The 10,221-nt window shown below is 44.7% G+C and carries 6 protein-coding genes; all 6 read left to right on the forward strand.

Translation table 11 applies throughout. The features are described from left to right. Positions 1 to 163: 163 nt before the first annotated feature. The 6 genes from pepN to AC27G9_RS02840 all read left to right on the forward strand — a co-directional run bounded on the left by pepN (position 164) and on the right by AC27G9_RS02840 (position 10,042). Entirely contained in the window at positions 164 to 2,764 is a 2,601-nt protein-coding gene (gene pepN / locus AC27G9_RS02815; protein ID WP_487070801.1) for an aminopeptidase N, read from the forward strand. Continuing rightward, entirely contained in the window at positions 2,745 to 2,984 is a 240-nt protein-coding gene (locus tag AC27G9_RS02820) for a DUF2835 family protein (RefSeq protein WP_487070803.1), read from the forward strand. Before pepN ends, AC27G9_RS02820 begins: the two co-directional genes overlap by 20 nt. A gap of 186 nt (positions 2,985 to 3,170) precedes the next feature. Continuing rightward, positions 3,171 to 5,237: a DUF1302 domain-containing protein gene (locus AC27G9_RS02825; protein WP_487070806.1), complete on the forward strand. Its 2,067-nt coding sequence runs from the start codon at positions 3,171 to 3,173 to the stop codon at positions 5,235 to 5,237. Positions 5,238 to 5,249: 12 nt separating this feature from the next. Beyond that, entirely contained in the window at positions 5,250 to 6,617 is a 1,368-nt protein-coding gene (locus tag AC27G9_RS02830) for a DUF1329 domain-containing protein (protein WP_487070811.1), read from the forward strand. A gap of 71 nt (positions 6,618 to 6,688) precedes the next feature. Beyond that, on the forward strand, positions 6,689 to 7,717 hold the full coding sequence (locus AC27G9_RS02835; protein ID WP_487070815.1) for a WD40/YVTN/BNR-like repeat-containing protein: 1,029 nt from the start codon (positions 6,689 to 6,691) through the stop codon (positions 7,715 to 7,717). 6 nt (positions 7,718 to 7,723) lie between these two features. Further along, positions 7,724 to 10,042 (forward strand): efflux RND transporter permease subunit, encoded by a 2,319-nt coding sequence (locus AC27G9_RS02840; protein ID WP_487070817.1) that lies wholly within the window; start codon positions 7,724 to 7,726, stop codon positions 10,040 to 10,042. Positions 10,043 to 10,221 lie beyond the last annotated feature (179 nt).

The raw sequence follows: 10,221 nt of genomic DNA on the forward strand, positions 1-10,221 counted from the left end.
GTGCAGTGAATGTGCTGCAATAAGGGATAGGGCGATACAGAACCAAGAGTAACGTGTAATACGGTGCCGAAATGGCAGTGACGAAGCTCTTGGTTTTTATTTTCGACTCATTATCCGGGCCAAGCCTAAGCGTTGGGTATAAGCATCATTCAGAGAGGCTTACATGTCTGACCTAGTCAAAAGACGTTTAGATTATACGTCACCGTCTTTCCTTATTCCTTCCGTTGATTTAACCGTTCATTTGCATGACCAAAAAACGCTGGTCACATCAGCATTAAAAGTAGTTCGTAACGGAGACAACGATGCGCCATTGATTTTAGATGGCCAAAATATAGAGCTTGTGAGTGCCAAAATTCATGACGCTCCGGTTCACCACTATAAATTAACTGACGAACAACTTGTTATTGCCGATGTACCGGATGAGTTTGAGCTGGTTATTGTAACTCGGTTAGACCCGTCGCAAAACAAAGCGCTCGAAGGCTTGTATTTGAGTAATGGGGTTTTTTGTACGCAATGTGAAGCGGAAGGTTTTAGGCGGATTACCTACTTCATTGACCGGCCAGATATCCTGAGTGTGTATACCGTCACTGTCATTGGTGATAGGGCGTCATTGCCCACTTTACTGTCCAACGGTAACGCAATCGCGCGCGGGGATGATGGCGATGAGCATTGGGTGACTTGGCACGACCCGCACCCAAAACCCTGCTATCTGTTCGCGCTTGTGGCAGGTGAGTTTGACCGACTCGATGATAGTTTCACTACATGCTCTGGTAGAGACGTCAAACTTGAGCTTTTCGTTGACAAAGGCATGAAGGATAAAGGGGTCTTTGCACTTGAAAGCCTGAAACGTGCAATGGCTTGGGACGAGCAAGTGTACGGTCTCGAGTACGATCTCGATATCTATATGGTTGTGGCAGTAGATTTCTTCAATATGGGGGCGATGGAAAATAAAGGCCTCAATATCTTTAACAGTAAATTCGTATTGGCAGACCAAGCTAGCGCGACAGATGAAGACTTTTTTCATATCGAATCAGTGATTGCTCATGAATATTTTCACAATTGGTCGGGCAACAGAGTGACATGTCGTGACTGGTTCCAACTGAGTTTGAAAGAGGGACTGACCGTATTTAGAGACCAACAGTTTAGTGCCGATATGACGTCTCCACTTAGTACGCGAATTTCGCAAGTAAGGGTGATGCGAGAACATCAATTTGCGGAAGACGCGAGTGCGATGAGTCATCCTATCCGACCCGATGAAGTAATGGAAATGAATAATTTCTATACGGTAACTGTGTACGACAAAGGTGCGGAAGTTATCCGGATGATGCATACGTTGTTGGGTAGTGAAACCTATCGCAAAGGAATGGATGTGTATTTTGAACGTCACGATGGCCAAGCGGTTACCTGTGACGATTTTGTTGCTGCGATGCAAAGTGTAACTGATATTGACTTGTCACAATTTGCGCTCTGGTACTCTCAGTCCGGTACGCCATGTGTCAAAGTAGAACGAGAATGGGATGTAACTTCAGGTAAAGCTACATTGACTTTGCATCAACATACACCATCTACCGCAGACCAAAAACAAAAACAAAATTTGCACATACCTGTGGGTATTTATTGCCTGAATGAAAATGGCGAAATACTGAAGGATGACCATGGCAAAATTCAAGACAACATGATTCAACTCTGTGAATCCAAGATAGAATTGTCCTTCTCAGAGTGCAATCAGCAACCGGTACCTGTGCTACTAGCAAACTTTTCAGCTCCCGTAAGGCTAGACAACCCATTGACGCCCCATGAGTTACTGGCGATTTTCAATTCAGCACCAGACAATTTTAATCGATGGGATGCTATCCAACAGCTTTATGATTTGTGTATTGCTACTATCGAAGCCGAAGGTATTGACGCAATAGATGAACAAATTTGGACTGGTTTATCTTCTGCACTGCTCAAAGAACGAGATAACCATGAGTTGTTGGGAGAGTGTCTTGTTATTCCAAGCTTCGAAACCCTTTGCCAAAGCCGCAAAGACATAGTGCCTGCAGCATTGCTCAAAGCAAGGGACGTCTTTTGTAGGACTTTATGTGAAAAGTTACATGATGAGCTTGTTTCAATCTATAACAGCATCTCAAACGATACGTATCAATATGAGCAAAGCGCAATACAAGGGCGACGCTGCAAAAATCAAGTGCTTAAGTTGCTTGCGGTAGACACCACTTGCGCACAACGCATTGAAGCGCATTTCAATGCAGCAGACAACATGACCGATAAACTCGGCGCACTGAAGGCTGCACAGTTGTGTGATTTATCCTTGTTTGACAATCTGATGTCTCGTTTTGAACAAGATTGGCGCGATGATGCTCTGGTGATGGACAAATGGTTTGGCTTACAAGCCACAACTCATCGCACTGACATACTATCTCAGGTTCAGTTGGTGCAAGAACATCCAGCATTCAAAGGCGATAACCCTAATCGCGTTAGAGCACTGTTAGGGAGCTTTGCCTTTTATAACACTTCGGGTTTTCATGAACCATCGGGGGCAGGGTACCGCTATGTCACCGATTATTTGATAAAACTGGATAAAGCTAACCCTCAAGTGGCATCACGTATTGTAACACCACTAACCCAGTGGCAACGTTTCTCAACAGAACATCAAGAGTTAATGAAGGGGCAGTTGAGTCGTCTACTATCTCAATCTGACTTGAGCAAAGACTTATTCGAAAAAGTGAGTAAAAGCTTGTCTTATGAGCATAAATCAGAGTGATACTCAGTATTTTTTTAGTCTTGGAATCGATTATGGCGAGTGTGGAGTGCTTTACCAACAATCATCCAGTTCGGTGATTTTGACATCTGAATGTGGCAGACGCGTACAAATACCCGCTACGCGCCTGCGCCCGTTTGTCACTAGCCTAGGAATAAAGGGTCGATTTCGAATGACTGTCAACCGAGCCAATAAAATTATCGCATTTGAAAAAATGCGTTAAGAATTAAGGCCAAAGACTAAAAAACCATCAATAATTATTATTTAATTCAAATACGTACTTTAATTGTGTTAACTGGTACGATTAGTTCTTGCGATTCGCTTAAAATGATGTAATCATTTTGTTAAATCAAAATGGTTGGTCTTTACGTCTTCGCAGGTATCGCGTCGACAAGGGAGAATAAAAATTATGACAAATAGACCTAGTGCGTTTAAAAAGTCACCAATTGCAGCTGGCGTTATTGCTATATTGAGCGCAGCAGCATTGCCGGCATCTGCGGCAAATTGGGATTTTGGCGACGTTAGCGTCACGCTAGATTCAAGCTTCACCTTCGCTACAAGTTTCCGTGTGGAAGACAGAGACTTGAACCTCATCGGTAAAAGTAACCAAGCCCAATTTGATTGGAGTGGTTACAATGCGGCGACCAACGTTATCTATCCAAGTGGAGACGTTTGGAGTCTAGCTGAAGTCGGTGGTTATTCTGCGAACGGTGATTTAGGTAACTTGCTTCACGATCCAGGAAAAGCCTTTTCAACTCAGATTTCAGGTACCCATGAACTAGATATCAAGTACGGTGATTTCGGTTTCTTTGCTCGAGGTTTCTGGTTCTACGATTTTGAGCAAGCAGATGGTAATCGCGATTGGAACAACCCAATCACTGGCCAAAGCTATGACTTGTGTGCTGCACCTGAAGCTAACGACCTACTTTGCTCTGATATCCGTCTTTATGACGCATTCTTCTACGCTGACCTTTGGGTTGGTGACAAGCCATTAACCGTTCGTATCGGTGACCAAGTAATCAGCTGGGGTGAAAGTACATTCATCCAACACGGTATCAACACAACAAACCCGGTTGATGTTAACCGCGCGCAAGCACCAGGCGCAGAACTAAGAGAAGTATTTCTACCCGTTGGAATGGTCTTCGCGTCATTGGGTTTAACCGAAAACCTCAGTGTTTCTGGTTACTACCAGTACGAGTGGCAAGAAAGTTGGTTGCCAGTTGCGGGTAGCTACTTGGCGACGAATGACTTCGCTGGTGAAGGTGGTCAGGCAAATAATATTCAGCTTGGCTTCACAGGTAACCCTGATATTGACCTAGCTCACTTAATGGCGTCCTTAAACGGCTTGGGTGATGCATTAAGAGCCGGCGCTGACGCCGCAACAATCTCACAAGCGTACCTTGCTTATCCGACGCGTGTAGCGGTTCGCGATTTCAGTAGTGCTGCGCACAATGATGCTGATGATCAAGGCCAATACGGTCTGCGTATGACGTACTTTGCAGAGGCATTGAACGAAACTGAGATCAGTCTTTACCATATCAACTACCACAGTCAACGTCCTTTGATTTCGGGTATCACGTCTAACTTCACACAGGAAGGGATTGCTGCTGATATTGCTTTCTTGGCCCAAAATGAAATTACTCGTGACAACATTGCTCAACTTGACGCCTTTACTGAGGCTCAATTCTTCTACCCAGAAGACATCAAACTATACGGTTTGAGTTTTAACACCAATATCGGCCAAACTGCACTTGCTGGTGAAATTGCATATCGTCAAGATGAACCGCTTCAAATAGATGATGTTGAATTACTTTACATGGGTATGCCTGAGCAGTTAGCAAACGCAGGTTTACGCCCAGACCTAGCCGGTATTTCTCAATTGAATAACATCGGCCGTGGTGTAGGACCGGGCGAAACTGCTGAAGGTTTTGTTTTCTCCGATACTACACAGGTGCAATTTACGGTATCGCATGTATTCGGTCCTGCATTGGGCACGGATAACCTAGTGTTACTTGGTGAAGCAGGTTACGTTAAAATTAACGATTTCCCTGACCCCAACGTGCTTCGCCTGAATGCACCAGGTACTGCGCGTACGCCATCACTAGAGCCAACCCCAGACGGCAACCCGCGTACAGGACTCCATACTGCATTGTCAGATGGACCTGAAACAAACCCATTCGCGACTGATGATTCTTGGGGCTATCGATTATTGATGGTTGCCGATCACAACAACATTTTCTCGGGTATCAACTTACGTACACGTGCAACGTTCGCACACGATGTAAGCGGTACTACACCTGATCCACTGTTCTTGTTTATCGAGGATCGTAAATCAGCGAATCTTTCATTCACGTTTGATTACTTAAGCAAGTGGTCAGCAACGGCATCATACAGTGCCTTCTGGGGTGGAATCGGTACAACTAACCAATTAGCAGACCGCGATTTCGTTTCTTTCAACGTCAGGTATGCAATCTAGAGAGTAGTAATTATGATGAAAAAATTTGGAATAGTTGCTGCAGCGCTTTCAATTGCGCTTGCAGGCACAGCAGCACAAGCTAAGGTCTCAGATGCAGATGCGGCGAGACTGGGCGCTGATTTAACACCATTGGGTGGCGAAAAAGCAGCAAACGCAGACGGTTCAATTCCGGCATGGGACGGCGGTATCACAACCGCTCCTGCAGGCTACACGGTAGGTGATTTCCATCCTGATCCATTTGCGGCAGACAAGCCTTTGTTCACTATCACTGGTGCAAACTACAAAGAGCATGAAGCGTTTCTTGCGCCTGGCCAAATTAAAATGTTTGAAGCGTATCCTGATACCTTCAAGATGCCGGTATATCCGACACGCCGTTCGGCATCTAACCCACAGTCCATTTATGATGCGACTAAAGTCAACGCCACACGAGCGGAACTATTAGATGGTGGTAACGGCATTAAAGGAGCGGCGATTGGTATCCCATTCCCACTTCCTCAAAATGGCTTAGAAGCAATTTGGAACCACATCTTGCGTTATCGCGGTGAAGCGGTTCAACGTAACGGTGGCCAGGCTGCTGTGACATCTGGCGGTGATTACAACGTTATCGGGTTTGATGAAAAACTCATTCTGAAATACTCTGAGCCTGATGCGACACCTGAAAGCCTACTAGATGACAACATTTTGTTCATGTTTAAGCAGAAGGTGACAAAACCTGCTCGTCTTGCAGGTACGGCTTTGTTGGTTCATGAAACGGTTGACCAAATCAAAGAACCACGTAAGGCTTGGACCTACAACACTGGTCAGCGCCGTGTGCGCCTAGCGCCAAACATCGCTTATGATACACCGGGAACGGCAGCTGATGGTCTGCGTACTACCGACGACTTCGACATGTTCAATGGTTCACCAAACCGTTATAACTGGGAGTTGAAAGGCAAGCGCGAGATGTATGTTGCATACAATAACTATGCACTACACAGCGACAATGCTAAGTATGCGGACATTCTACAGCCTAACCACATCAACCCTGATTTAACGCGTTGGGAAAAGCACCGTGTGTGGGTGGTAGAAGCCACATTAAAAGAAGGCTTCCGTCACGTATACCAAAAGCGTGTCTTCTTTATTGACGAGGACAGCTGGCAAATTCAAGAAGCGGACATGTATGATAACCGCGGTGAAATGTACCGAGTTGCGTTTGCTTACGGTGTGAACTACTACGAAGTTCCGACAGCATGGTCTACACTAGATGTTTACCATGACTTAAACTCACGTCGTTACCTAGCGATTGGCTTGGATAACGAAGAAGAGATGTACGACTTCACAATACGCCCAAGAGACGTTGAGTTTACGCCTCAGGCCCTGCGCCGAGAAGGTATGCGTTAATCGAAGAATAACGGTTGGCCTTGCCAACCGTTTTTGTTTCCCACCTAAGAAATACGAGGAATAATTCGCGTATGAGAAAATCCCTTGCGACAGTTGTCGCCGCTGCGCTCAGCTTTTCTGCAGTAGCAGAGAATGCTTTCCAAGCTCGACTCGTAGAGCAATCCACCTTACTTGATGCAGCAGCGTCTGAATTTGTAGTTATTGTCGGCGAACGCGGCCATATTCTTACGTCACTCGACGGTGAATCTTTCAAACAAGCTGACGTACCAGCTCAATCAACGCTGACTGCCGTTGATGTAGTTGGAGACAAGATATGGGCAGTAGGCCATGATGCCACTATTTTGCACTCCGCAGATAAAGGCGAAACTTGGACAACTCAGTTGTACAACCCCGATATTGAACGTCCTTTTCTAGATGTCAGTTTTTTTGATGACAAACACGGTATTGCTGTAGGCGCATATGGTTTGTTTTATCGCACAACAGACGGTGGTAAAAACTGGACCGCTGAGCGTCACGCTGAGTTGTTAAATCCCTACGATTTAGAGTACCTCGAAGAAATCCGTGAAGAGGACGAAGAGTTTTATCTCATGGAACTCGATTCCATCCTTCCTCATATCAATCGTGTTAATCAATCTGGCGACAAATTGTTCCTTGCTGGCGAGGCGGGGTTACTTGCGCACAGTGAAGACCAGGGTAAAACATGGGCTCGCTATGAACTGGATTACGAAGGCTCTTTCTTTGACATTCGAGCGATTGATAATGAAAACGTTTTAGCTGCGGGTTTGCGCGGCAATATGTATGTAAAAAGTGGAGAAGGGCGTTGGAAAAGTGTTACGACCTGCAATACCTCAACGCTGAATTCAGTACACATTAGTGACGATTTCATTACTGCTATGGGTAACAATGGCATTTTAGTGAAAGCAACGTTGCCGTTGCCAACAGTCGATTATCCATCGTACGGCGCGATATGCGAAACACCTGAAGGTGTAGAAGTCAGTCAAATTCAAGATAAGAGTGCCATTCTTACTGCGTTTTCTTTCAACGGGAAAACGATAGCGGTAACGGCTAATGGCATTCAAACGCTCAACTTGGAACCATAAGTCTTCATGTCTAAAGCAACTCATTTTATAGAAAGATTAGTCTTCAACAATCGACTCTTTGTCGTCGGTGTTTTCTTATTAGCGACATTGTTTTTAGGGTTTAAAGCATCACAGATGAAGATGGATGCGGGTTTCGAAAAGAATATTCCGCTGAATCATCCGTATATGCAAACGTACGTAGAACACCAAAAAGATTTTGGTGGTGCCAACAATATTTTGGTCTCTGTATGTGATGCAAGCGGCAATATTTACAATCAAAACTTCTTTGATACGTTAAAAAACGTGCATGATCAGTTGTTCTTTATCAACGGTGTCAACCGCTCATTGGTTGTGTCTTTGTTTTCGCCGTCTACTCGATTCACCGAGATTGTAGAAGGAGGTTTTGCTGGCGGTCCTGTCATACCTGCTGATTTTAATTCTTCAAATCCTCAGGCCCTAGAGCTCGTTGCTGCTAATGTGGAAAAGGCTAATATTGTTGGTCGCCAAGTGGCAACCGATTATAGTTGTGCAATGGTCACTGCACAGTTACTCGACCTTGATCCCAAGACAGGTGAGCAGCTCAATACCCTGGCGCTAGCACAGGAATTAGAAGATCAATTACGCGGTCAATTTGAGAACGACCAAATTACTGTCCATGTAATCGGTTTCGCTAAAATGATTGGTGACGTTGCAAACGGAGCAAAAGACGTTGTCTTGTTCTTTGCTATTGCCTTTGTTATCACTGGTATCATGGTGTACTTCTTCTCTCGAAACATCATGTTAACTGTCCTTCCACTGCTTTGTTCTGTTATCGCAGTTGTGTGGCAATTAGGTCTACTCACAGTTATCGGTTTTGGTATGGATCCAATGTCCATATTGGTGCCATTCTTGGTTTTTGCCATCGGTGTGAGTCATGGCGTACAAATGATTAACGCGGTAGAAAAGAAAGCCGTTGAAGGTTTGTGTGCTAAAGAGGGTTCCAAAGCGGCATTTAGAAACTTATTGATTCCAGGTGGTATTGCATTGTTGTCTGATACCGTCGGTTTCATGACTCTATTGGTTATTGATATTGGCATTATCCGCGAGTTGGCAATCACCGCGAGTATGGGTGTGGCTGTTATCATCTTAACGAACCTAGTGCTTTTACCTGTATTAATGAGTTTCCTAAAACTGAAGCCAAGTTATGTGGAGCGATTTGCCAAAAAAGAAAGTGAAAATACCAATGCGTGGCGATTCGTCGATAAGTGCGCTGAGAAGAAAACGGCAACCGTTATTCTAGCTGTTACTGCGCTGTTATTTGTATTGGGATACTTCCAATCTCAGCAAATGAAGATTGGTGATCTACATGCCGGTGCGCCAGCGCTCCATGAAGATTCACGTTACAACCAGGATACATTCCTGATCACAGATAAATACGAGGTGACGGTAGATTACATTTCGGTGTTGGTTGAAACAACCTCTGAGGCCTGTACAGATTACGGTGTGATGCGAGCGATTGACGATTTCCAATGGAAAATGGAAAACGTTGAAGGTGTGCAATCTGCAGTCTCTTTGGCAGCAGTGGCTAAAATCGTAAACGCCGGTTACAACGAGGGTAATGTAAAATGGCAGGTGTTGCCACGTAACCAACAAACCCTCGTACAAGCCATTTCACGTGTTCCAACGTCTTCAGGTTTGTTGAACGGTGACTGTTCAGTAATGCCGATAATCTTGTTTATGGAAGACCACAAAGCAGAGACCATTTCTACCGTTGTTGATGCTGTGAAAGATTACCGAGACGCTTACCAAACTGACGATATGAAGTTCAGCTTAGCGTCAGGCCCGGTCGGCGTAATGGCGGCGACAAACGAAGCCGTTAAAGCCGCGCAAGACCCAATGATGGTTTACGTATTCGGTGCCGTTATCATTTTGTGTCTGCTAAGTTTCCGCTCATTACGTGCAACACTTTCGGTTGTCGTACCGCTATACGTCGTTTCAGTGTTAGCGCAAGCCCTGATGACCTTCTTACAAATTGGTCTTACGGTTTCAACGCTACCTGTTATTGCATTAGGTGTGGGTATCGGTGTCGATTACGGTATTTACATTCTTTCAACAATGAGTCACAAGTTGAAAGAGGGAAGCAACGTTAAAGAAGCTTATTTGGAAGCACTAAAAGAACGTGGAAGCGCAGTACTATTTACCGGTATTACCCTTGCAATTGGTGTGAGTACTTGGGTTTTCTCTTCGTTAAAATTCCAGATGGACATGGGAATTCTGCTGACATTTATGTTCTTGGTCAACATGCTTGGTGCAATTATTGTACTACCGGCACTCGCTCGCGTACTTTGGTACAAACGAGGCGAGTGATCGGAGCAGATATTTTTGCATAGCTAGTCGATTTTAAGGGCCGAAAGGCCCTTTTTTTATGCGTTTTCTGCATAGTTATCTATTCTGTTAAAAAAGCGTTAAATTTACTCTTTTATTAGTGTCATTTATTAGCGAAAATAGCTTGTGAAACTGGACACTTACGACAGGAATAAGGTGTA

The organism is Alteromonas sp. 5NS40-0096 (assembly GCF_057544385.1).

What these genes read in the sequence shown, in the direction of transcription:
- pepN (WP_487070801.1), top strand. Translation starts at nt 164, where the DNA reads ATGTCTGACCTAGTCAAAAGACGTTTAGATTATACGTCACCGTCTTTC.
- AC27G9_RS02820 (WP_487070803.1), top strand. Translation starts at nt 2,745, where the DNA reads ATGAGCATAAATCAGAGTGATACTCAGTATTTTTTTAGTCTTGGAATC.
- AC27G9_RS02825 (WP_487070806.1), top strand. Translation starts at nt 3,171, where the DNA reads ATGACAAATAGACCTAGTGCGTTTAAAAAGTCACCAATTGCAGCTGGC.
- AC27G9_RS02830 (WP_487070811.1), top strand. Translation starts at nt 5,250, where the DNA reads ATGATGAAAAAATTTGGAATAGTTGCTGCAGCGCTTTCAATTGCGCTT.
- AC27G9_RS02835 (WP_487070815.1), top strand. Translation starts at nt 6,689, where the DNA reads ATGAGAAAATCCCTTGCGACAGTTGTCGCCGCTGCGCTCAGCTTTTCT.
- AC27G9_RS02840 (WP_487070817.1), top strand. Translation starts at nt 7,724, where the DNA reads ATGTCTAAAGCAACTCATTTTATAGAAAGATTAGTCTTCAACAATCGA.